Consider the following 24085-nt stretch of genomic DNA (forward strand, 5'->3'; position numbering starts at 1 on the left):
CTCCTTTTTCGCATTTCGATCAAATAGTCCCCGAATCCCGCGCGGATCTCGGGGCTTATTTGATCGAAACGTGCTCGCTACCCCTGAGCGCTAGAATGAAAGTCATGCGTCCTGAGCTTTCTTCTTATAACCATCTTGCCTCCGGCAAGGTCCGCGATATCTACGATGTAGACGAGAACACCCTGTTGATGGTGGTCTCGGACCGCATCTCGGCTTACGACCACGCCCTCGAACCGGTCATCCCGGACAAGGGCCGCGTGCTGACCGCAACCTCGAAGTTCTTCTTCGACTCCATCGATTTCCCCAACCACCTGGCCGGCCCGCTCGATGATGAGCGCATCCCCGCCGAGTGCCTCGGCCGCGCGATGGTGGTCAAGAAGCTGGATATGCTGCCCTTCGAGTGCGTGGCCCGCGGCTTCCTCACCGGTTCCGGCCTGAAGGAGTACAAGGCCAACGGCACCGTGTGCGGTATCGAGCTGCCGGAGGGCCTGGTTGAGGCTTCCCGCCTGCCCGAGCCCATCTTCACCCCGGCCACCAAGGCGGAACAAGGCGAGCACGATGAGAACGTCTCCTTCGACTTCGTGGTGGACAAGCTGGGCGCCGAGCGCGCCGAGGAGCTGCGCGCGGCCACCCTCCGCATCTACTCCGAGGCCGCCGCGCTTGCGGAGGAGAAGGGCATCATCCTCGCCGATACCAAGTTTGAGTTCGGCCTAGACCAAGACGGCACCCTCGTGCTGGCCGATGAGGTCCTGACCCCAGATTCCTCTCGCTACTGGCCGGCCGATTCTTACGTGGAGGGCGAGGTCCAGCCGTCCTTCGACAAGCAATACGTGCGCAATTGGCTGACTTCCGACGCCTCCGGGTGGGACCAAGCCGCCGACGGCACTCCGCCCCAGCTTCCCGATGACGTCGTTTCCGCCACCCGCCTGCGCTACATCGAGGCCTACGAGCGGCTTTCCGGCGAGCGCTTCGCGGACTTCCTTTCGCCTGAGGCCTAGCTCTCGCTCTACGGGGCGCCACGCGTACAGTGGGGCGGCATGAGCAACGAGAATCTTTCCGCCCCCGTGGCCGCCGTTCACCCCGTGACCCGTTCCTTCCACGGACGCGAGTTCGTGGATAACTACGAGTGGCTGCGCGATAAGGAATCCCAGGAAACCCTGGATTACCTCAACGCAGAAAATGATTACACCAAGGCGAAAACCGCGCACTTGGATGAGATGACGGAGAATATCTTCCAGGAGATTAAGTCCCGCATCAAGCAAACCGATATGTCCGTGCCTTCTCGCCGCGGCGATTACTGGTACTACGGCCGCACTGAGGAGGGCAAGAGCTACGGCTACTCTTGCCGGCTCCCGGTAGAGGAGGGGGCTGACCCATGGACTGCCCCGGTTATCCCAGAGGAAGGCACCCCGGAAGGCGAGGAGATCATCCTCGACGCCAACGCGCTGGCGGAGGGCAAGGACTTCTTTGCCCTCGGCGCGGCCTCCATCTCTGATTCCGGCCGCTACCTGGCCTATTCCGTGGACTTCGCCGGCGACGAGCGCTTTGAGCTCTATATTAAGGACTTGGAAAGCGGCGCGCTTCTCGACGACCACCTCAAGGGCATCTTCTACGGCGCCACCTGGGCCGGCGACGGCTATATCTTTTACACGACCGTCGACGAGGCATGGCGCCCTGACGCCATCTGGCGACATAAGGTTGGCACCGCGCAGTCCGAAGACGTGCGGGTATTCAAGGAAGAAGACGAGCACTTCAATGTTGGTATCGGAAGCGCTCGCTCCGATAAATATCTCTTCCTTGGCGTGAGCTCCAAGGTGACTTCTGAGGTATGGGTCCTCGAGGAAGACAACCCCGAGGGCGAATTCCGCCTGCTGTGGGAGCGCGAATCTGGCGTGGACTACGACGTCGACCACGCCGTCGTTAAGGGCGAGGATTACTGGATTGTCACCCACAACGCCAATGGCCCCAATTTCGAGGTCGGCTATACCAAGGCCAAGGATGAGCTGCCCACCCTACGCGACCTGCCGGCGCTCTTGCCGCACGAGGAAACCACCCGCATCGAGGGCGTGGACACCTACCGCGATCAGATTGTGGTGGGCTACCGCCGCGGCGGCATCGGCCGTGCCGCCATCATGCGCGTGAACGACGGCTTTAGCGAATTCGAAGAGCTCAACTTCGACGAAGAACTCTTCACCGTGTCGGTATCCGGCAACCCCGAGTGGGACGCACCGGTGCTGCGCGTGAGCTACGTGTCTTTCACCCAGCCCTCCCAGCTCTTTGATTACCGCGTGGATACCGGCGAATTTACCCTGCTCAAGGAGCAAGAGGTTCCCGGCGGTTATAACCTGGATGACTACGTGGCCTACCGCATGTGGACCACGGCTGCCGACGGCACCGACATCCCCGTATCCATTGTTCACCGCGCCGACCTCGACCGCACCCAGCCGAATCCGACCCTGCTCTATGGTTACGGTTCTTATGAGGTCAGCGTGGATCCGGCCTTCTCCGTTACCCGCCTGTCTCTTATGGATCGCGGCATGATCTTCGCCGTGGCCCATGTCCGCGGTGGCGGCGAGATGGGCCGCACCTGGTACGACGACGGAAAGATGCTCAAGAAGAAGAACACTTTCACCGATTTCATCGATGTCGCCGATGACCTCATCGCCCGCGGCGTGACCACCGCGGATCAGATGGTAGCCGAGGGCGGCTCGGCCGGTGGCATGCTCATGGGCGCGATTGCCAATATGGCCCCGGATCGCTTCACCGCTATCCAGGCCGTCGTGCCGTTCGTGGATCCGCTGACCTCTATCCTCATGCCAGAGCTTCCACTCACGGTCCCTGAATGGGAAGAGTGGGGCGACCCGTACCACGATCCGGAGGTCTATGACTACATGAAGTCCTACTCGCCGTATGAAAATATCGAGGCTAAGGACTACCCGGACATTCTGGCTATCACCTCGCTCAATGACACTCGCGTACTCTACGTTGAGCCGGCCAAGTGGATCGCCCAGCTGCGAACGACGGCCACCGGCGGCGAGTTCTTGCTCAAGACCGAAATGGCAGCAGGCCATGGCGGCGTGTCTGGCCGCTATGAAAAGTGGCGCCAGAACGCCTTCGAGTATGCGTGGACCATCAACAAGGCCACCGGCTTGGAGAAGTAAAACCTGGATAGGGGGCCAACGCGCGAATCCTGAATTCCTGTGCGATAATTTTCCTTATGAATGGCCACCTTCTGGTATCTATCTCCAGCATCTTTGATGACACACGGAAGCAGGCTAGCCGGCTCCTCTCGATCCTTGATCGGGAGGAGATTCCTGTTTCCCTGCTGATTGCCCCGCATATTGACGGCAACTGGCACCTCGCCAAAGACAAAGACACCAAGAAGTGGCTCCAAGACCAAGCCGATGCCGGCCGCGTTCTTATCCTGAACGGTTTTGATCGATCGGTGCAGGGCCGCCGCGCAGAATTCGCCAACCTCGATTCGCACGAGGCGAAGCTGCGCCTCGCCGGAGCTACCCGCCAGATGGCCAAGATCGGCTTCGAGCCCACCATCTTCGCGCCCCCACGCTGGCGCATGTCGCCCGGTACCTTGCAGGTCTTGCCGCAGTTCAAGTTTGAGGTAGCCGCCTCTACCCGCGGTATTCTCCAGATAAATTCTGGTAAGTTCCACCAGGCCCGCAACCTTTCTTTTGGTGAAGGCTTTGGTTCCGCCAAGTGGTGGCGAAAGAACATTATTCGCGCTGCTGAGCGCTCCGCCCAACGTGGCAATACGGTCCGCCTTTCGGTTTCCGGACGCAACCTGGATGACCGCAAGGTAATCAATGCTTTTGTCAAAGCCGCCGATCGGGCCATCAACGCCGGCGCGACCCCTGCCGACTACGGCGCTTACCTTTCAAAATAGCCCGCGCATTCCCTCGTCAGAGGCTCCGCGGAGCAACAAGCACAGCTTCGCGATTTTCGTCCATATAAACGCCTATTTCCGTCGACGGTTGCGGTGGTTTATATGGACGAAAGTCGTGAAATGACAAAAGGGCCCCGCCGCTAGGGAGTCTTCCTCCGAAGCATGCGGGGCTAGGGCTAATGGGTAATTAGCGCTGCAGGCTAGTGATGAAGTTCTTCACTTCCTTTGGGAGCATGACCCAGATGGGGGCCGGGATGGCCTTCTGGAGGTTGCCGGTTACGGCAAGGAAACCAGGGATGGCGACAAGGCCGGCGATGGCCGCGATGGCGGCGGCGATGCCTGCTCCCACGGAGCTGGTGCTGGAGCTAGAGCCGGAGGCAGGCTTATTCGGCTTTTCAGAAGGGTTCTCGGAGGGCTTGTCCTCTGGCTTACCTGGTTCATCGGAAGGCTTGTCTGAAGGGGCATCCGGCTGGCTGGCGGAGTCGTCCGCGCCGAGGGTGAAGCCGACCTTGACCGGGTCGTGGTCGGAGGCGCGGAATGGGGAGTCATCGTAGAAGTCCACGATGTTGTAGTTGCGGCGGGAGTATTCGAAGGCGACGGGTTCGTCGGCGTTGATGTTCCAGACTTGGGCGTCGTCAAGCGTGCCGGTGGCAACCTTATTGGCCAGCACGTGATCGAGGGTGCCGAGCAGGCCGGAGAACTGGTAGGAGGGGTCAGCCTCGTACTTTTCGGCAGGGACGGTGAAACCATCGTTGCGGAAGACATCGAGTGCGGTCTCGTGGGTGTAGGTATTGAAATCACCCAGGGCGAATAGCGGCTTGTCCTTCCAGTCCTCCTGCTTGTGCAGGGCATCGAGGACGGCCTGGGCCTGTGCGTTGCGGACGTTCGGGTTATTGCCTTGGCCGTCGCCGGAATCGGCGTCGCCCTTGGCTACCGAGCCCTTGGACTTGAAGTGGTTGGCCACGGCAACGAAGGATTCCTCGCCCTCCTTCAGCGGCTGGAATTCCTGGGCAAGCGGTTCGCGGGCGGTGCCGGTGAAGCGATCATCCTGGAAGATGCGGGATTCACCGACGGGCTTGACTACATCCTTGTGGTAGATGAACGCGGTACGGATGACATCCGGGGAGTCCGGTACGGCGTCCTGGGACGGGGAGGGGACGAAGGCCCACTTGTCGGAGCCGGCGGCCTCGTTGAGCTTTTCCGTCAGGTGCTTGAGGGCCTTATCGCGCTGGGCGAAGTCACCGGTGACGGCGTAGCCATCTTCGATTTCGGAAAGGCCGATGACGTCGGCATCGAGGCCGTTGATGGCGGCGACGATCTTGCGCTCCTGGTCTTCCAAGGCCGATTTGGTGTAGGCGCCGCGGGTCTTACCGCGGTTGACGGTGACCTTATTGCCCTCGCGGTCGGTGTAGGCGCTGCCGCCAAATTCCTCGCCCAAGGAGGTGAAGTAGTTCAGCACATTGAAGGCGCCGATGGTGTACTCGCCCTTGACGTCATCGATGGCGTGTAGCTCGGCCTCGCGGGAGTCCTCCCAAGAGATGGGCAGGTCTGCGCCCTTGGTATTGCCGGTGACCGGGGTGGTGGGCTGGAAGCGCCACTGCTCATGAGAGAAGCCCACGATGACCGGGTGCTGGAAGGACACGGTGTCGGTGGTGCGCAGGGATTTGATGGTCTGGGCATCATCCTGGGCGATATAAGGCAGTGGGGTGTTCTGGTCGGTCTTGAGATAGTCGCGGGTGCGGCCATCGTCCAGGGTGACCAGCTTATCGGCATTGTCCTTGGTGAGCTTCTGGATATCGGAGTTGGGATCCGTGGAGGGGGAGAAGATATCGGAAGGCTGGCGGAAGGCTTCCTTGCCCGGGGCGAGGCCCACCTCGCCGTACTGGTTGAGCGAATAGTTATTGGTCACGGTGTGCTCGCCTGGCTGGATGAGCATGTGCTCGAAGGGCTCGCGGGCCTCGTTGCCATCGGGAAGGTGGTCTACCTTGAGCGGGGTGACCTTCTCCAGCGGGGTATCGAGCTGCGTGACCGCGGAGGCGGTGAGCTGGGTGGAGCCATAGAATTCGGAGACCTTGCCGGTTACCTCGACGGAATCCTCAAGGGCAGGGTACTGATCGGCTGGTTTGTTACCCATGTAGACGAAGATGGCCTGGGAGGCATCGGTGGCCTCGTTGCCAGTACCACCGGTCTGAATGGTGAAGCCATTGAGTCCACCTTCGGACCACACGCCGGTGACGACGCCCTCGGTGGCCACGGTCTGGTCCTTGAATGGGGATTCGGCGCCGGTGCCTTGGATATCGGCGATGGCGGTGACCCCCTCGGGAGCCGGCTGCTCGGGCTCGACCAGCTCCTCGGGCTGCGGGGTGGGGGCCTCGTTACCGGAGTTGGTCGGGGTAGGTGCTCCGGTGGTGAAGTCGGCGGCGTTGTCATCGGTATCGGTGCCCTCGGCGTCGCGGGAGGCGGATTTGGTATTGGACAGGCCCGCGGCGGCGGTGCTTTCCTTGAGGGAAGCGGCGCCGTAGCCGATGGTATCGATGGGGGTACCGGTGGCGTCGGCAAGCTGCACGGAGCCTTTGGAACCGGACATGTTGAGGCTGCCCTCGGCATCTGGGGCAGGCAGGGCCTCGCCCGCGCCATTGCCGGCCGCGCCCTGCACCAGGAAGTAGCCGTGCGGCGCGATGGTGCCGGAAAGCTCCACCTTGCCGCCGGTATTGCCGGAGGCGGAGAAGTACTCCACGGTGTAGCCCGTCAGGTCAATCGGGGCATCGGTGGGGTTATAGAGCTCGATGAAGTCATGGGTAAAGGCAGCACCCTTATTGCCGCCTCCCCCGTAGACCTCGGAGATGACTGCGGCGGAGCCATCGGTGGCGGCCGTGGCGGTAGGAACGGCAAGTGCAACAGAAGACAAGGCGGTGGCAAGTGCCAGCGCGCCCAGGCGGCGAGAAGACATAGATTCAACCTTAAAAAGAGAGCGACAGTGTGCGTCGTCTATTAGTAGAGCACCGCGCCGGGCCAGGCTGGAGCGCACGCCGAAGTTTGCCAGAGCGTCGTTTGGGGTTCACGTAGAGTTTGCTCAACCGGGGTGAAACCCACACTGCGGGGGTGAGTCTAGGTAAAAGGCGGGGGTGCCAACTAAACTAAGCCGCGCAGACCAAAGCCCCATACAGTAAGGCAAATATTTCATGGCTCGTGTAGTTGTCAATGTCATGCCCAAGGCGGAAATTCTGGATCCGCAGGGCCAAGCCGTCGTCCGCGCGCTGGGTCGCATCGGGGTATCCGGTGTCAGCGATGTGCGCCAGGGAAAGCGCTTCGAAATCGAGGTCGATGACTCCGTTACCGCAGATGACCTAGATAAGGTAGCCGCCACGCTGCTGGCCAATACCGTCATCGAGGACTACGAGGTTGTTGGGCTGGAGGTCAAGTAAGTGACCGCCACAATCGGAGTAATCACTTTCCCCGGAACCCTGGATGATGTGGATGCCGCTCGCGCTGCCCGCACCGCCGGCGCAGAGGTCAAAAGCCTCTGGCACGCAGATACCGATCTGCACGGCGTGGATGCGGTAGTAGTGCCGGGCGGTTTTTCTTATGGTGACTACCTGCGCTCGGGCGCCATTTCCGCGCTCGCGCCGGTGATGCAGTCCGTTATTGATCGTGCGAAGCAGGGCATGCCGGTGCTTGGCATCTGCAATGGCTTCCAGATCCTTACCGAGGCGGGCCTGCTGCCAGGCGCGCTGACCCGCAATAAGGGCCTGCACTTCCACTGCACCGATACCTACCTCGAGGTGGCCAATTCCACCACCGCGTGGACCAGCGAGTTTGAGCAGGGCCAGAAGATCCTGGTGCCGGCCAAGCACGGCGAGGGCCGCTTCCAAGCCGGCGATGATGACATCGCCCGCATCGAGGGCGAGGGCCGCGTGGTCTTCCGCTACACCGATAATTACAACGGTTCCGTCAACGGCATCGCCGGTGTGAGCGATGAGTCCGGCCGCATTGTGGGCCTCATGCCGCACCCCGAGCACGCCATTGACACGCTAACCGGCCCATCCACCGACGGACTGGGACTTTTCGTATCCGCCATCAAGGCCGTCGCCCAGGCGCCGGCGGTTTAAGGAGGCCATTTTCATGACCGTTCATAATGACACCGTAGAAAAGGCACAGTCCACCCCGGACGAGCAGCAGCCCTACGCGGAACTCGGCCTGAAGGATGACGAATACCAGCGCATCCATGACATCCTGGGCCGTCGCCCCACCGATGCGGAGCTGACCATGTACTCCGTCATGTGGTCCGAGCACTGCTCCTATAAGTCGTCCAAGACGCATCTGCGTTACTTTGGTGAGACCATGACCGAGGAGATGGGGGAGAAGATCCTCGCCGGCATTGGTGAGAATGCTGGCGTGGTAGACATCGGAGACGGCAATGCGGTGACCTTCCGCGTGGAGTCCCACAACCACCCCTCCTACGTGGAGCCTTACCAGGGTGCGGCCACCGGCGTGGGCGGCATCGTCCGCGACATCATGGCCATGGGCGCTCGCCCGATTGCCGTGATGGACCAACTGCGCTTTGGGCCTGCCGACGCCCCCGATACCAAGCGCGTCCTGCCCGGCGTTGTTTCCGGTATTGGTGGCTACGGCAACTCCCTGGGCCTGCCCAATATTGGCGGCGAGACCGTCTTTGATGAGACCTATGCGGGTAACCCGCTGGTCAACGCCCTGTGCGTGGGCACCCTCAAGGTTGATGACCTGAAGCTGGCCTTTGCGTCCGGCAAGGGCAACAAGGTCATGCTCTTCGGCTCCCGCACCGGTCTGGATGGCATCGGTGGCGTGTCCGTGCTGGCCTCCGATACCTTCGAGGACGGCGCCGAGCGCAAGCTGCCGGCCGTGCAGGTGGGCGATCCCTTCGCGGAGAAGGTCCTCATTGAGTGCTGCCTGGACCTCTACCACGCCGGCGTGGTCGTTGGCATTCAGGACTTGGGCGGCGCGGGCCTGGCCTGCGCTACCTCCGAGCTGGCTGCCTCCGGCGATGGAGGCATGGAGGTCAACCTCGATAACGTGCCGCTGCGCGCGCAGAATATGACCGCGGCCGAGATCCTCGCCTCCGAGTCCCAGGAGCGCATGTGCGCCGTTGTGGCTCCGGAGAACGTGGCGAAGTTCCGCGAAATCTGCGAGCACTGGGACGTCACCTGTGCCGAGATCGGCGAGGTCACTGAGGGTAACCACCTGGTCATCCGCCACCAGGGCGAGGTCGTCGTGGATGCCCCAGCCGGCACCATTGCAGACGAGGCTCCGGAGTATGACCGCCCGTATGCCCGCCCGGAGTGGCAGGACGAGCTGCAGAAGTACCAGGGCACCGACAAGCGCGGCCTGGTTGAGTCCCTGCAGAAGCTCGTGTCCTCCCCGGCGCTGTGCTCGCGCGATTTCATCATGAACCAGTATGACCGCTACGTGCGCGGCAATACCGTCCAGTCCCACCACGCGGACGCCGGCGTCCTGCGCATCGATGAGGAGACCGGCCGCGGCGTGGCCGTTTCTGCCGATGCGTCCGGCCGCTACACCAAGCTGGATCCGAATATGGGCGCCCGCCTCGCGCTGGCTGAGGCCTACCGCAACGTCGCCGTCACCGGCGCCAAGCCCGTCGCGATCACCAACTGCCTGAACTACGGCTCCCCGGAGAACCCCGACGTTATGTGGCAGTTCCGCGAGTCTGTGCATGGGCTTGCCGACGCCGCCGTGGAGCTTTCCATCCCCGTCTCCGGCGGCAACGTCTCCTTCTACAACCAGACCGGCGAAGAGCCGATCCTGCCCACCCCAGTGGTGGGCGTGCTGGGCGTTATCGATGACGTACACAAGGCCATCGGCAACGAGCTGGGCACCGTGGGCGAGAAGGAAGTTCTCATTGCCCTGGGTGAGACCAAGGACGAGTTCGGCGGCTCTATCTGGCAGCAGGTCAGCGCCGATACCTCCGATGCTTCCTCGCTCAATGGTCTGCCGCCGCAGGTGGACATGGCCAACGAGAAGCGCCTGGCCGAGTTCTTCCACGGCAATGAGCTGCTCACCGCGGCACACGATATCTCTGAGGGCGGCCTCGCTGTCACCGCCTTTGAGATGGCTAAGCGCGCCGGTGCTACTGCCGACGGCGCCGGCCTCGGCCTCAACCTGGACCTCACCGCGGTCCACGAGGACGAGTTTGTCGCCGCCTTCTCCGAGTCCGCCTCCCGCGTGCTCGTGGCCACCACCGCCGACCGCGCCGATCAGGTCCTCGCCCGCGCCGGTGAGCTGGGCATCCCAGCCGCCATCGTTGGTGAGACCACCGAAACCGGCGCCCTCACCCTCGGCGGCGAGTCCGTCGCCATCTCCCAGCTGGTCTCCGCTTGGTCCGCCACCCTGCCGGACCTCTTCGACCACGCCGTGGGCGCTAACTCCGTAGTGGAGTAAAAACTCTCGGCGATGGACAAACGCAACTAAGCGACAATGCGGAAAGCCCGGCTTCGGCCGGGCTTTTTAGCTCGTTAGGAGCAGGGACAAGGCTCGGCCTTATTAAGAACAGCGTCGGGACGAATTCTTTTCAAATATTTCCCTTTCAGGCAACCTTTTCTTAACGTCAACGGCCTACCGTGGGTGTGTCCCTCTACAAAATATCCACTACCCATGGAAGCCAACGTCTAATGCGCATTCGTACTCTCGCTCTTACTGCTGCCATTGCGTGTGCTGGTGTAACAGTGCCCGCCACCGCCGCCGAGAATGGTTCCTATTACTCCACCAAACAGCACTATGAACCGCAGGGGCGGGAGTACTCCGAAGCTCCCGCAGGATTCCGACAGATCTATACCTCCACGGTGGACCGGCATGGCTCGCGAGGCCTGTCTAGCTTTAAGTATGACGACCTCGCGCAGCAGATGTTGGAGTATGCTCAGGAGCGTGGTGAGCTCACGGATCTAGGAGAAAAGCTCATTCCGCAGGTAGAAGCGATGATTTCCGTGAATGAGGAATTGGCCGGGGGCGCCGGACAAGACGCCGGATACGGAAACCTCACCGCCGTTGGGCGGGAAGAACTGCGGGGGATTGGTCAGCGCAATGCGCAACGCAATGCCGAGCTTATGCACAGCATCGACAGGGATGACTCCAAGGTGAAATTCATCTCTTCGGGTGAGGACCGCGCTAATGACTCTGGTTGGAGTTTCGGTGAGGCATGGCTGAAGGAAGCTCCCGCTCTTGCTGACAACCTCGTGGACGGAACCAACGATGGGCATGTCACCATCGAGCCACGCACTGACCTGATGTATGCGCATAAAGATAAGAAGTCACCGTCGTACGAAAAATATTCGGCGTGGAAAGACTCACCGCAGCTACAGGAAAAGATCCAGGAAGCATATTCCAAGCCGGCCTCCCAAGAAGCATCTCAGGAGTTGCTGTCCAAGATTTTCACCTCGGATTTTATCGATGATCTAAAAGATGGATCCATTTCTTTTAGCGCCCGTGAAAAGGATGGCAAGACAGTAGAAGGAATAGTGGACGCCGCGCTGCAGTTCTACAACCTGTACATCATTGCTCCAGCACTTGCTCATGAGGAGAAAACCCCTGCTGAGGGGTGGATATTTGATCAGTACATGGACGATGCGAGCGGGCCTACCTTTGCATACCTATTGGATGTAGAAGACTTCTATGAGAAGGGGCCGGCTATCGAGGGTCGCACTGTTTCTTACGACAATTATGAGCCACTGCTTGAGGAAATGATTGAGGGCGTACAGGATCGCGCGGCCGGTGGTGATATAGCTGCGGAATATAGGTTTGGTCACGCGGAAACCATCATTCCGCTTGCCGCATTGCTGAAAACGCCTGGCTCAGAGAAGGGAGTTCCCGCAGGAGAGCTCTACAGCTGGCAGAACTCGGATTGGCGTGGTGACGAGGTCTCCCCGATGGGAGCAAATATCCAGTGGGATGCCTTCCAGAATGACAATGGCGAGACCCTCGTGCGCATGCTGTACAACGAGAAGGAAATTCCCTTCAAAGAGGGGTGTGAGCCAATAAGCGAGGGCTCGACGTTTTATACCATCGATGAGCTGTCCGCTTGTCTGCCGCTTGGTTCTGTCTCTGACCACTCTCAAGCCCATATCGATTCCACAGCGGACAGCGTGTACAAGCCACAAACAGGAAGTAGCGTTGCCTCTTCACAGCCGAAGGTGTGGGCGGTAGTTGGTGCCCTCGCCAGCGTACTGACTATTGCAGTGGGAACGGTGTACTTCAACCGGCAGCAGATAGAAAGTCTTCTACACAAGTTCGGCATCCAACTTCCCTTTTAGTAACGGAAAGATATTACTGAGCGGGCGACAAACTGGGAAGTTCTCCTCGAATCACCGTTTAGTGGCGACTTCCTAAAGATACAGCCTCCCATATGGTTTCCACAGTTCAATGGAACCGCAAGCAGGCTCGCTACAGCTCTAGGTCTAGCGCCATTGCAGCCTTTAGCGCTCGGCTAGGCCTAGTGTGTGTCGTCCTTTCGGATTTCGACCTTGAAGTATGTCCGCAGCGCAACGCGTGGGTAGGGGAAGAACGCCTCGGACTTTGACCAAGAGCTGAAACACGGATAATCCCTTTGATTGGTTGTTGGTCTAATCACGCAGGCGGGAAAGTTTCGATTTACGGGTTCTCGTAAAGTGGAAGTTTGGACGCGGAGCAGGTGTTCACTGAACGGGTGTTCCTTGACTAGCTATAACGTCGCAGGCGCACATTAAGAAAGGCCCCTTCCTTCGATTTCCCTGACAGTCCCACGCTCTCGTGCGCCGCAACCATGTCCGTATAGTCCCCCGACCAGCGACGATAATTTCTGTCAGCGGGAAAGGAACTAGATGTGGACCCTACAGAATATGTGCGCCCCATGACGATGGTATGTCCCTTCTTGAATGCACACGGCGTACGGAACAACCACGTGCTGCAGAAAAGACCTATAAGGGGTAGCCCTGACGGCTCGGCGTTAAATTAGCCGGAATTATCCAGAGGATGGCTAGCCCGTCAGGCATAATGCTGGTATGTCAAAATTCTCCGAGGTACTGGATCAACTGCGCGAAAACCAACCAAAGGCGAAGTATGGCATAGCTTTTGAAAAATTAATGGTCAACTATTTCAAGACCGATCCCACGCTGAAAGCACAGTTCGATGAGGTCACCCGCTGGGTTGATTGGCGCTATAACGGCGGCAAGGCGGATACGGGAATTGACTTGGTCGCCCACCGCGTAGATGACGGCACGTGGATGGCCATCCAGTGCAAGTTCTACGCTTCCAACGCGCGTATCCAGAAATCCCACCTCGATTCCTTCTTCGAGGCCTCAGGGCATTCCTTCGAGACCGAAAACGGCAGCGAATACTTTGGCAGCCGCATGATTATCTCCACCACGGATCATTGGTCTTCACATGCGGAAGCGGCGTTGGCCAACCAGATGATTCCCACCAGCCGCATCGGAATTTCTACCATTGCTGAGTCCCCGATTAACTGGGACGTGGCGTTCCCAGGCTCTGAGGTTCAGGACAAGAATATCCAAATTAACCTTTCGCAGCGCAAAACTTTCGAACCACGCCCGCACCAGCAAACGGCCATTGATAAGGCTATTGAGGGATTTAAGACCCATGACCGCGGAAAGCTCATTATGGCCTGCGGTACCGGTAAGACTTTTACCGCGCTGCGCCTGGCGGAGCGCGTCGCCGAAGAGAATGGTGGAAAAGCCCGCATTCTGTTTCTCGTTCCTTCCATCTCCTTGTTGTCGCAGACACTAAAGGAGTGGACCGCTCAAGGCCGCCTAGACATGCGTGCCTTCGCAGTATGTTCGGACTCTAAAGTCTCAAAGAAGGCGGAAGATATTGCGGTCTATGACCTCGAGGTCCCTGTATCTACGGACGGTGAGGAGATTACGCAGCGCTTTGCTACTGGCAAGCGCGCTAAGGGTCTCAATATCGTCTTTTCTACGTACCAGTCCTTGCCGGCGGTCCATGAAGCGCAGCAGCGGGGCCTAGATGATTTTGATTTGGTCATCTGCGATGAGGCCCACCGCACCACTGGTATTACCTTGGCCGGTGAGGATGCCAGCAACTTTGTCCGCATCCACGATGCTGGCTATATCAGGGCGGCAAAGCGCCTTTATATGACCGCCACGCCAAGGCTTTATGACGACGCGGTAAAAGGCAAGCCAGCCGAGCACTCCGCCGAGTTGACCTCCATGGATGATGAGGGAATTTATGGCCCCGAGTTCTACCGCCTTGGATTCGGGGAGGCCGTGGATAAGGGCCTGCTTACGGATTACAAGGTCTTGGTCATGACTGTGGATGAGTCGGTGGCTGCGGAAGCGATGGCTCGCAGCGACGACAACCAGATAAACCTCACCACGGCTTCGGCGATGATCGGTGCCTGGAATGGTTTGGCCAAGCGCTCTGGTGAATTGCAGGGCAAGAAAGGCGGCTTTGAGGAAAACGCCCAGCCTATGCAGCGCGCTGTTGCCTTTGCCAAAGACATTAAGTCTTCACAACTCATCGCTGATACCTATCCTTCGCTGATCGCCACCCACCAAGAGCTGCTCAAAGATAAGGCAGTGCTGAACGATGTCTCCTTGACTAACGTTGATCTGCGCGTTGCTGCACAGCACGTTGATGGCGGTATGAACGCCATGGAGCGTGGCACCAAGCTTTCCTGGATCGAATCCCCGGCGGATGAAAACGAAAGCCGCATGCTTACCAACGCCCGCTGCCTGTCCGAGGGCGTGGATGTGCCGGCGTTGGACGCGGTCGTATTCTTTAACCCACGCAACTCCATGGTGGACGTGGTCCAGTCCGTTGGTCGCGTGATGCGTAAATCTGCGGGCAAGGATTACGGTTACATCATCTTGCCGGTGGCGGTGCCACCGAATGTATCTCCTTCGGAAGCGCTTAACGATAATCAGCGCTTCAAGGTGGTGTGGCAGATTCTTAACGCGCTGCGTGCCCACGATGATCGCTTCAACGCCAAAGTCAATTCGATTGCGCTCAACGGAGCGAATGCGCAAGCAGAACTACCCATTGACGTCAACCACGTGTCGGGTGACAAAGAAAAAGGCGATAAGGAAAAGCTTGATGGGGCAGATAGCACCAAGTCTCCTGAGTCATTCGACGATGGCACGGCTATGACGCAGCAGATTGCATTGTTCTCGTTAGAGCAATGGCAAGAGGCTATCTACACAAAGCTGGTGGATAAAGTCGGCACCCGTACCTACTGGGAAGATTGGGCCGATGATGTGGCTACCATTGCGGAGAATCAGATCACCCGCATCAAGTCGCTGCTTGAAAGCGCCGATGGTAACTTGCGCCAGGAATTTGATGACTTTGTCGAAGGCCTGCGCAACAACTTGAATGATGGCATCAGCGACGACGATGCCATCTCGATGCTCTCTCAGCATCTCATCACCGCACCGGTATTTAATGCGTTGTTTGAAAACCATGATTTCATCACCCACAACCCCGTGGCCCAAGTGATGGAGAAAATGGTTAATGCTCTGTCCAAGGCCAACCTCGATACGGAAACGGAGTCTCTGGAGAAGTTCTATGAGTCGGTGCGCGTGCGTGCTTCTGAGGTGACCTCCGCTTCCGGTAAACAGCAGGTGATTAAGGAGCTGTACGAGCGTTTCTTCCGCAAGGCCTTCAAGAAACAAGCTGAGGCGCTCGGCATTGTTTATACGCCAGTGGAAATAGTTGACTTTATCCTGCGCGCTGCCGACGACGTATCCAAGAAACACTTCGGTAGGGGCCTGAGCGATGAAGGCGTAAGCATCCTCGATCCCTTCGCGGGCACTTCGACGTTCATGGTCCGTTTGCTGCAATCGGGCCTCATCAAGCCGGAGGACCTCGCCCGCAAGTACGCCAACGAACTCTTTGCCACCGAAATCATGCTGCTGGCCTACTACGTCTCTGCCGTAAACATTGAGACCACCTACAACGCCCTGCGCGAGGAAGCCGCGCAGCGGAACGGGGAACCAATTCCGGACTACGTACCCTTTACCAACATCGCTCTAGCGGATACCTTCCAAATCCACGAAGACGGCGACATTCCGGACCTCAACGTCTTCCGCGAAAATAACGCCACTATTGAGCGCCAAAAGAATGCCCCCATCAACGTAGTAATTGGTAACCCGCCATATTCTGCTGGCCAGAAGTCCGCAAATGATCTGAACGCCAACCAGAAATACCCCAGCCTGGATAAGCGCATTGCGGAAACCTACGCGGAGAAGTCTACGGCTCAGTTGAAGAACTCCTTGTACGACTCGTACCTGCGCGCTTTCCGATGGGCCACTGACCGTATCGGCGACCAAGGCGTAGTAGCCTTCGTATCCAATGGCGGATGGATAGACGGCAACACTGGCGACGGCGTGCGCCTATCGATGGCCGAGGACTTCACCGACCTTTATGTGTTTAACCTTCGCGGGAACCAACGCACCGCAGGCGAGCAATCACGAAAGGAAGGCGGCAAAGTCTTCGGTTCTGGTTCTCGCAGTACTGTAGCTATAACGGTCGGTGTTAAAGATCCAACAAAGTCAGGCTTCGAGTTGCACTACCGTGACATCGGCGACTATCTCACCGCCGAGGAAAAGCTTGGCATCGTCGACTCTTCCTCAATTGAAACCATTGACTGGCAATCCATTACACCCAACAAAGAAGGTGACTGGCTGAATCAGCGCTCGGAAGAATTTGAAAAATGGCCGGTTATTGGTGAGAAAAAGGGTAAGTCGGTAAAAATTTTCCAGACCTTTTCTGCTGGTCTTAAAACAGGGCGCGACAGTTGGGCGTATGCGCAAACGAAAGACCAACTTCTCAACCAGCTTGGCGTTCTCACTGATACCTATGCAGAAGCGACAGATGCTCTTCAAGATTGGATAGAAACTGAGGGGATTATCAAGGCGAAGGACGCAGATGTTACGAAGTTTTTAAAGCTGAATCCGAAGTTTGCAGACGCATCAAGAATTTCCTGGACAGCAATTCTCAAAAAGCTATCAGCTAAGAACGTGCAGCTTGAAGTCAATAGTGGACGCGTGGTGCCAACGTTGTATCGGCCATTCGCTAGACAGATGGGCTACTTTGAGAAGGCATTGAACGATAGGCAATCTCTACTACCAACGATGTTTCCTACCTTGGAGCATGGCAATATCGGGTTCGTAACAGTTGGCGCTGGTGAATCACTTGGCGCGTCTGTGCTAGCAACCGACCTCTTGCCTGATCTTCATGTTATTGCTACATCTCAGTTCTTCCCCCGCTTCACTTGGTCTCCGCTCGAAGCCGACGATAGTGGGCTGTTTGGTGAGGGGAGCGTCGTCAAGCAGGGCGAAGCTAGTGCCTACGGCTCGATTGGTGAGGTCGTCGACGGCTACGCGCGCGTGGACAACATCACTGATGAGATTAAGGCCTTGTATCGTGATGCGTTGGGTGCTGACATCGCGGGTGATGACATCTTCCACTTTGTCTACGGCAAGCTGCATGACCCCGTCTACCGTACGAAGTACGCGGCAGATTTGAAGAAGATGTTGCCGCATATTGAAACGCCATCCTCGCGAGCGGAGTTCGATAAGTTTGCTGCGGCCGGTAAAGAATTAATGGACCTGCACGTGAACTATGAATCCGTGGAGCCGTGGCCGCTGGAGATTCAGGTCAAGGGTGATGAGTCTGATCGTGAGACGTGGCGCGTTAAGAAGATGAAATGGGCCAAGCGCAAGGATCCGGAGACCGGCAAAAACGTCAATGACGTGACCAAACTGATCTACAACAAGCTGGTGACTATCGCTGGCATTCCAGCGGAGGCGGATGAGTATATGCTGGGCTCGCGCTCTGCGGTGGCGTGGTTGATTGACCGCTACCAAGTCAAGAAAGATAAGGCCTCCGGCATTGTTAATGACCCGAATGATTGGGCTGATGAGGTGGGCAATCCGCGCTACATCGTGGACTTAATTAGCAAGGTCACGCGCGTGGCGATGGAGACGGTACGCATTGTTGATGGACTGGTAGAGAAAGGTTCGGCTGCGGAAAGTTAGCAGCATTTCGAGGCGACTTCCCTTGAAGGCCTCTGCCTGCGTCCGTACACTTACGGTATCGTAAGTTATCCGTTGCAGGTCAGTAGAAGGGGAGTGCCGTCGTGTCACAGATTCATGCGAATAGCGCGCCCGGTCCGGGGCTTGTGCAGCGTACCTACTGGATGGCGGACCGCGGGCCCAGGCCGCTAAGCCGTGGCTGGGGGCATGCGATTGCAGCATTGCTGTCGGTGATTGCCTCCACCGTGCTCATTACCTATGCGTGGATGACGCTGCAGTGGTGGCAGGGGCTTGGCGTAACTGTTTACGGAGTGGGGCTGGTGGGGCTCTTTGGTGTTTCGGCGCTCTATCACCGCTACCCGTGGGCGAGCGCGCGTGCCGTGCAATGGTGGCGGCGAGCGGACCACGCGACCATCTCGGTGTTTATTGCGGCGACGTATACGCCGCTGTGTCTCATCGTGCTTTCGCCAGTGCAAGCGGCGTGGATGCTGGCAGTCGCTTGGGGCGGGGCCATTCTGGGCGTGGTGCTCAACTTGGTGTGGATCAACCACCCGCGCTGGTTGGACGTGGTGGTCTACCTAGCGCTGGGCTGGCTGGTGCTGCCGCTTTTGCCCACGCTGTGGACGCAGGCTGGTGCGGCCGTCGTCTGGCTGCTCTTCGCCGGCGGCGTGGTCTACTCGCTCGGTGCGCTGGTCTATGGCTTTAAGTGGCCGGGGCGCAACGCGCGCTACTACGGCTATCACGAGCACTTCCACACCGCGACTATCGCGGCGGCGGTGGTGCACCTTGTAGCAGTGTGGATGGTCGTGGTTCAGGGGGCTGCTTAGTCGGCAGCAGGGAAGAGCTCCGCGGGATCGGTGTCAGTGCTGATTGCAGCGGCAAGAAGCATACGTGCTTGGGGAGCGCGCAGGGTGCCGGAGGAGATAACGCCGGCGTCGGCAAGCGTGGCACCGCCACCGGCACCGCCGTAGATGCCCTCCACTGGACCGTGATCCACGCGGGTGGTGAGCACAACCGGAACCTTCTTGGCCGCGGCCTTAGCGGCTTGGGCTAGCTCATCGCCGATATTGCCGGCGCCCATTCCCTCGATAACGATGCCTTCGGCGCCGCTGTCCAAGGAGCGCTGGATAAGGTCGGCCGGCGCGCCGGGATAGGCGGCGATGATATCGACGCGGGTATTGCCCAGCGGCTGATGCTTCAGGGACTTCGGACGCTTAGCCTGCTTCTTGCCATTGTTATTGGCAAAGCCATCGGCCTTGGTCGTATCGGACTTAAAAGCGCCACGGGCGGGGATGACGTGGTCCGCAAAGGCAATGAAGGTACCGCGGCCCTTGTTGGAAGGGTCGGTTACGGTCTTGACCGCGAGCGCCAAGTTGTCCGGACCATCCGGATCCGGGTCATCAAAGGGGCGCATCGCTCCGGTAAGGGCTACCGGCTTATCGCTGTCTTGGAAGGTATCGACGGCGATGGCGGTCTCTTCCATGGAATCGGTGCCGTGGGTGACCACTACGCCATCGACATCATCGCGCTGTAGTTCCTTATTTACGGCCTCGATGATGGTATCGGTATCGTCCAAGGTCATCGCGGAAGAATCCAACTTAGCAATGTCTTTGACCTCTAGTGTGAGCTTGTCCTTGTCAAAGGTGCCGGAAAGGGGATCCACCAGTTTGGAGCCGGTAACGGTGGGAACCACCGCACCAGTTTTGTCGTGCGTGCTGGCAATGGTGCCGCCGGTGGAAAGGACCACCACGTGGCCCTCGGCAGTGGCGCGTGGGCCCTCGCTTTCCGCTGCGGAGGCCTCGGTGGTCTCTGCGGATGCGGCGCTGGTCGAGCTGTGTGGCGCGGAGGACTCGGGTGCCGCGGCCGAAGTCTCCTCCTTTGGGCGGCTATCCGGATTTTGGCAGGAAGCCAAGAGGCAAGCGGAAGCGACTAGAGCAAGGCCGGCACGGGCCGAGCGACGCATTGTTGAGGTGTGCATAGTCCCTCGTTTCTGTGTGGGAGGCGAAAGCGGGCGGCGGGAATCGTCGGCCGCATATACGTCCATCTAACGCAGAAAGGCGTGGAGCCCGCTGCCACTATGGACTTGCTAACACCGAAACGAGGGGAGAGCGGCTAGTCGATGTGCTGATTCGACGGTGCCACCACTAGCGGCTTCGGCGAGTACTTGGCGCGCAGCCCGCGCAGGAGAGTGGCGTGCTCGGCTAGGCGCTTGTCTTCCTCGGTATGCGGGTGGAAGGGGCGGGCCACTTGCGGCTGGCCATCGTGGTCCAGGGCGATATAGGCCACGGTGGCATGAATGGCGGTCTGCAGGTTATCGCGGCCGCCGCGAGGGTTACCGGAGCGGACGTGGATGGACATCTGCATGGAGCGGGTATCGGTGCGCATCATGCGAGCGTCGACCTCGATGAGATCACCGATGGAAATAGGCCTGTAGAAGCGGATGCCACCGGCGTAGACGGCCACGGTGCGCTCGGCGGACCACTCCATAGTGCAAGCTGCACCGGCCTCATCGATCCACTGCATGGCGGTGCCGCCGTGGACCTTGCCGCCCCAGTTGACGTCGGTGGGCTTGGCTAGGAAGCGGTTGACCATGCGCGGGGCGTCGGAAGGCCCATCATAGGTTTGCTTTTCCATCTCTTCCTCGATGGCCTTGCGCAGCTCAATGCGGGATTTGGCTGCCTCTTCCACGCGGCGTTGCTCATCGGTCTCCGGCACGAAGGAAGGCACAGGGGTGGATTTGCCGGTCGCTGGGTCCTTAGCCACGAAAATAACCAGGCAATCGCAGGCGCGGGTAAAAATGCCTTCGCGCGGGTCGGCAGAGAGCACTTCGTTGACGATGTGCATGGAGGAACGGCCGGTCATGGCGATGCGGGAGCGCACCTCCACGATGTGCCCGGAAGGGATCGGCCGGGTGAAGTGGATATGGCCCACGTATGCGGTCACGCAGTACTGGCCGGACCACTGCACGGCGCAGGCATAGGCCGCCTTGTCAATCCATTCCAGGACGCGGCCACCGCTGATGCCGGTGGCGCCGGCCATGGTGACGTCGGTTGGCGATGCCATAAAGCGCAGCGTCAGCGCCGGCGATTTCTGATTTTCCGCAACGGAAGGCGTAGGTGACATAAACAACAAGATAACAGTAGCTATGATGTAGCTATGAAAAAGCCCGTCGATCCCGCAGCCACCCGCGCGGCCATCATGGCCATCAAAGACTGGATTGCCGCCCCGGCGGAGCACGATAAGCCTGGTAGGGCCCTGCTTGCCGACGCCGTCCGTCGCACCGCCCGCACCCTCGAGGCCGACGCGCCGGGCCACTCCGTGGAGCTGCGCGTACCCCCATTTGTTGCGGTGCAGTGCATTGAAGGACCCCGCCATACCCGCGGCACCCCACCCAATGTGGTGGAGACCGACCCGGAAACCTGGCTGCGCCTTGCCACCGGATTGGCGGACTGGGAAGAGGCCGTAAACACTGGTCGCGTCGATGCTTCTGGCTCCCGCGCAGGCGAAATTGCGCAGTGGTTGCCGCTTATTCCGTTAGTTTCCGGCGGCGCGACAGGCTAATATAAACGCCGTGGTAGAAGTACATACTCCTAGTATCACCAATCTTGACGATCAGAATGAGCAGGAGCCCCGCGAAGAGTGCGGCGTCTATGGCGTTTGGGCTCCCGGGGAGGAAGTCTCCAAGCTGACCTACTTTGGTCTCTTCGCCCTGCAGCACCGTGGCCAGGAGGCTGCCGGCATTGCGGTGGGCGATGATGACCGCATCGTCGTCTTCAAGGACATGGGTCTCGTGGCCAATATCTTTGATGAGTCCACCCTGTCCGCCCTCCAAGGAAACGTAGCGGTGGGCCACACGCGCTATTCCACCGCCGGCGGCAAGGAATGGTCCAATGTCCAGCCGATGTTTTCTACCTCCTCCACCGGGGTAGACATCGCCCTCGGTCACAACGGCAACCTGGTCAACTACCTGGAGCTGCGCGAGGAGGCCGTGCAGCGCGGTTTGATTAAGCCCCATGAGGAGTCCGTATCTGACTCCATGTGCTTGTCTATGCTGCTTGCCGACGGCGTGGATGAAGACACCTCCGTCTTCGACTCTGCCCGTGACTTGCTCCCTCGCGTTAAGGGAGCATTCTGCCTGACCTTTACCGATGGTCACACCATGTACGCCGCGCGCGACCCGCACGGCGTGCGCCCGCTGGTCCTCGGCCGCTTGGCCAAGGGCTGGGTGGTGGCCTCCGAGACCTGTGCGCTCGATATCTGCGGCGCTCAGTTTATCCGCGAGATTGAACCTGGCGAGCTCGTCGCCATCGATGAGGCTGGCATCCGTTCCGTGAACTTCGCGCCAGCCAAGCGCCACGGTTGCGTCTTCGAGTACGTCTACTTGGCCCGCCCGGATAGCGATATCAAGGGCCGCTCCGTCAACGCCTCCCGCGTGGACATCGGCCGCCGCTTGGCCCGCGAGTACCCAGCCGAGGGCGCGGACTTGGTCATCCCGGTTCCCGAATCCGGCAACCCGGCCGCCGTGGGCTATGCCCGCGAATCCGGCATCACCTTCGCCCACGGCTTGGTCAAGAACGCTTATGTGGGCCGCACCTTCATCCAGCCCACTCAGACCCTGCGCCAGCTGGGCATCCGCTTGAAGCTCAACCCGCTGCGTGAAGTCATCAACGGTAAGAAGCTCGTCGTGGTGGATGATTCCATCGTCCGCGGCAATACCCAGCGCGCGCTCATCCGCATGCTGCGCGAGGCCGGCGCCGCCGAGGTGCACGTGCGCATCGCCTCCCCGCCAGTGAAGTGGCCGTGCTTCTACGGCATCGACTTCGCCTCTCCGGGCGAGCTGATCGCTAACGCCAGCCCCTCCGACGATCCGGAAACCGTCTGCGCCACTATCTGTGACACCATCGGCGCCGATTCCCTGGGCTTTGTCTCCATCGAGGAGATGGTGGCCGCCACCGAACAGCCCCGTTCCGAGCTGTGTACCGCCTGCTTCTCGGGTGAGTACCCACTCGGCCTGCCCGCCGGAAACTCCAATGCAGACGCCGTGCGCACCCTGCTCGGCACCGAATAACAAAGGACACCTGAAACCATGAGTGACAATACTTACGCAGCAGCCGGCGTCAGCATCGAAGAGGGTGACCGCGCCGTAGAACTTTTCGCCCCGCACGCTAAGCGCGCCACCCGCCCTGAGGTTCTGGGTGGTCTTGGCGGCTTTGCCGGCCTGTTCAAGCTCGGCGATTACAAGGAGCCCATCCTTGCCGCCGGTTCCGACGGCGTCGGCACCAAGTTGGCCGTGGCCCAGGCCATGGATAAGCACGACACCATCGGCATCGACCTCGTCGCCATGTGCGTGGACGACCTCGTTGTGTGTGGCGCGGAGCCACTCTTCCTGCAGGACTACATTGCCGTGGGAAAGGTCGTGCCGGAAAAGGTAGCCGAGGTAGTCAAGGGCATCGCCGAGGGCTGCGTACAGGCCGGCGCCGCGCTGCTGGGCGGCGAGACCGCCGAGCACCCCGGCATGATGGAAGAAAACGAATACGATGTCTCCGCCACCGCGGTCGGCGTCGTTGAGGCCGATGGTGTACTCGGCCCAGACAAGGTCCGTGATGGCGACGTACTCATCGCCATGGGCTCTTCCGGCCTACACTCCAATGGCTACTCCCTGGCCCGCCACGTCCTGCTGGAGCAGGCTGGCATGCCACTCGACGGCCACGTGGAAGAGCTTGGCCGCCCCCTCGGCGAGGAGCTGCTGGAGCCCACCCGCATTTACGCCAAGGACTGCCTGGCTTTGGCCAGCGAGTGCTCCGTATCCACCTTCTGCCATGTCACCGGTGGTGGACTGGCTGGCAACCTCGAGCGCGTCATTCCAGAAGGTCTAGCGGCCGATATTAACCGCGCCACCTGGACTCCGGGCCAGATCTTCAAGCTCATCTCCTCGGTGGGCAAGGTGGAGCTGGCGGAGATGGAGAAGACCTTCAACATGGGTGTCGGCATGATTGCCGTAGTCAATCCCGAAGACCGTGACCGTGCCTTGGCAATGCTTACCGCACGCCACATCGATGCGTGGGAGCTGGGCACCGTCCGCTCCGCTTCCGGCGAGGAGCCGCGCGTGGTCATGCACGGCGAGCACCCCAACTTCTAGCAGGGCCCTGCCCCT

General features: G+C 59.7%; 15 protein-coding genes. 12 read left to right on the plus strand and 3 right to left on the minus strand.

What is annotated here, in order from left to right:
- The first annotated feature begins 104 nt into the window (after positions 1-104).
- Genes QP941_RS05425 through QP941_RS05435 form a run of 3 tightly spaced genes read left to right on the plus strand, consistent with a single transcriptional unit; the run spans position 105 to position 3901 of the window.
- Complete coding sequence (locus tag QP941_RS05425; RefSeq protein WP_284868281.1) at positions 105-998, plus strand: phosphoribosylaminoimidazolesuccinocarboxamide synthase; 894 nt, start codon at positions 105-107, stop codon at positions 996-998.
- Positions 999-1037: 39 nt separating this feature from the next.
- Positions 1038-3161: a S9 family peptidase gene (locus QP941_RS05430; protein WP_284868282.1), complete on the plus strand. Its 2124-nt coding sequence runs from the start codon at positions 1038-1040 to the stop codon at positions 3159-3161.
- Positions 3162-3217: 56 nt separating this feature from the next.
- A complete protein-coding gene (locus QP941_RS05435; protein WP_284767185.1) occupies positions 3218-3901 on the plus strand; it encodes a DUF2334 domain-containing protein in 684 nt (227 codons plus the stop codon).
- Between the two features lie 187 nt (positions 3902-4088).
- Here QP941_RS05435 and QP941_RS05440 read toward each other — a convergent pair whose 3' ends face one another.
- The gene (locus QP941_RS05440; RefSeq protein ID WP_284868283.1) at positions 4089-6851 is read right to left on the minus strand and encodes an ExeM/NucH family extracellular endonuclease; all 2763 of its coding nucleotides are present in this window, start codon (positions 6849-6851) and stop codon (positions 4089-4091) included.
- Positions 6852-7083: 232 nt separating this feature from the next.
- Here QP941_RS05440 and purS point away from each other — a divergent pair, with 232 nt between their 5' ends.
- The 6 genes from purS to trhA all read left to right on the plus strand — a co-directional run bounded on the left by purS (position 7084) and on the right by trhA (position 18758).
- The gene (gene purS, locus QP941_RS05445) at positions 7084-7326 is read left to right on the plus strand and encodes a phosphoribosylformylglycinamidine synthase subunit PurS (RefSeq protein WP_284868284.1); all 243 of its coding nucleotides are present in this window, start codon (positions 7084-7086) and stop codon (positions 7324-7326) included.
- Entirely contained in the window at positions 7327-8010 is a 684-nt protein-coding gene (gene purQ / locus QP941_RS05450) for a phosphoribosylformylglycinamidine synthase subunit PurQ (RefSeq protein ID WP_005325791.1), read from the plus strand.
- Positions 8011-8023: 13 nt separating this feature from the next.
- On the plus strand, positions 8024-10333 hold the full coding sequence (purL, locus tag QP941_RS05455) for a phosphoribosylformylglycinamidine synthase subunit PurL (RefSeq protein WP_284787382.1): 2310 nt from the start codon (positions 8024-8026) through the stop codon (positions 10331-10333).
- 230 nt (positions 10334-10563) lie between these two features.
- On the plus strand, positions 10564-12198 hold the full coding sequence (locus tag QP941_RS05460; protein WP_284868286.1) for a histidine-type phosphatase: 1635 nt from the start codon (positions 10564-10566) through the stop codon (positions 12196-12198).
- Positions 12199-12924: 726 nt separating this feature from the next.
- Positions 12925-17934, plus strand: a complete 5010-nt coding sequence (locus QP941_RS05465) for a DEAD/DEAH box helicase (protein WP_284868287.1) — start codon at positions 12925-12927, stop codon at positions 17932-17934.
- A gap of 161 nt (positions 17935-18095) precedes the next feature.
- Positions 18096-18758 carry a PAQR family membrane homeostasis protein TrhA gene (gene trhA / locus QP941_RS05470; protein WP_284868304.1) on the plus strand — a complete coding sequence of 221 codons (663 nt, stop codon included), beginning with the start codon at positions 18096-18098 and terminating at the stop codon, positions 18756-18758.
- On the opposite strand, the gene QP941_RS05475 is transcribed toward trhA, so the two are convergent.
- Together QP941_RS05475 and QP941_RS05480 are read right to left on the minus strand one after the other, a co-directional pair.
- Entirely contained in the window at positions 18755-19909 is a 1155-nt protein-coding gene (locus QP941_RS05475; protein WP_284868288.1) for an asparaginase, read from the minus strand. The two genes, trhA and QP941_RS05475, sit on opposite strands and share 4 nt — an antisense overlap.
- 134 nt (positions 19910-20043) lie before the next feature.
- Positions 20044-21054 (minus strand): acyl-CoA thioesterase, encoded by a 1011-nt coding sequence (locus QP941_RS05480; protein ID WP_284844410.1) that lies wholly within the window; start codon positions 21052-21054, stop codon positions 20044-20046.
- Positions 21055-21087: 33 nt separating this feature from the next.
- Here QP941_RS05480 and QP941_RS05485 point away from each other — a divergent pair, with 33 nt between their 5' ends.
- From QP941_RS05485 to purM, 3 genes are read left to right on the plus strand one after another with little or no spacing between them, the layout of a single operon-like run.
- On the plus strand, positions 21088-21492 hold the full coding sequence (locus QP941_RS05485) for a sterol carrier family protein (protein WP_284821848.1): 405 nt from the start codon (positions 21088-21090) through the stop codon (positions 21490-21492).
- A 10-nt stretch (positions 21493-21502) separates the two neighbouring features.
- Complete coding sequence (purF, locus tag QP941_RS05490) at positions 21503-22999, plus strand: amidophosphoribosyltransferase (RefSeq protein WP_239278196.1); 1497 nt, start codon at positions 21503-21505, stop codon at positions 22997-22999.
- Positions 23000-23017: 18 nt separating this feature from the next.
- The gene (gene purM / locus QP941_RS05495; protein WP_239230571.1) at positions 23018-24070 is read left to right on the plus strand and encodes a phosphoribosylformylglycinamidine cyclo-ligase; all 1053 of its coding nucleotides are present in this window, start codon (positions 23018-23020) and stop codon (positions 24068-24070) included.
- Positions 24071-24085: the final 15 nt, after the last annotated feature.

Source organism: Corynebacterium sp. MSK150 (assembly GCF_030229215.1).
Lineage (GTDB): Bacteria > Actinomycetota > Actinomycetes > Mycobacteriales > Mycobacteriaceae > Corynebacterium.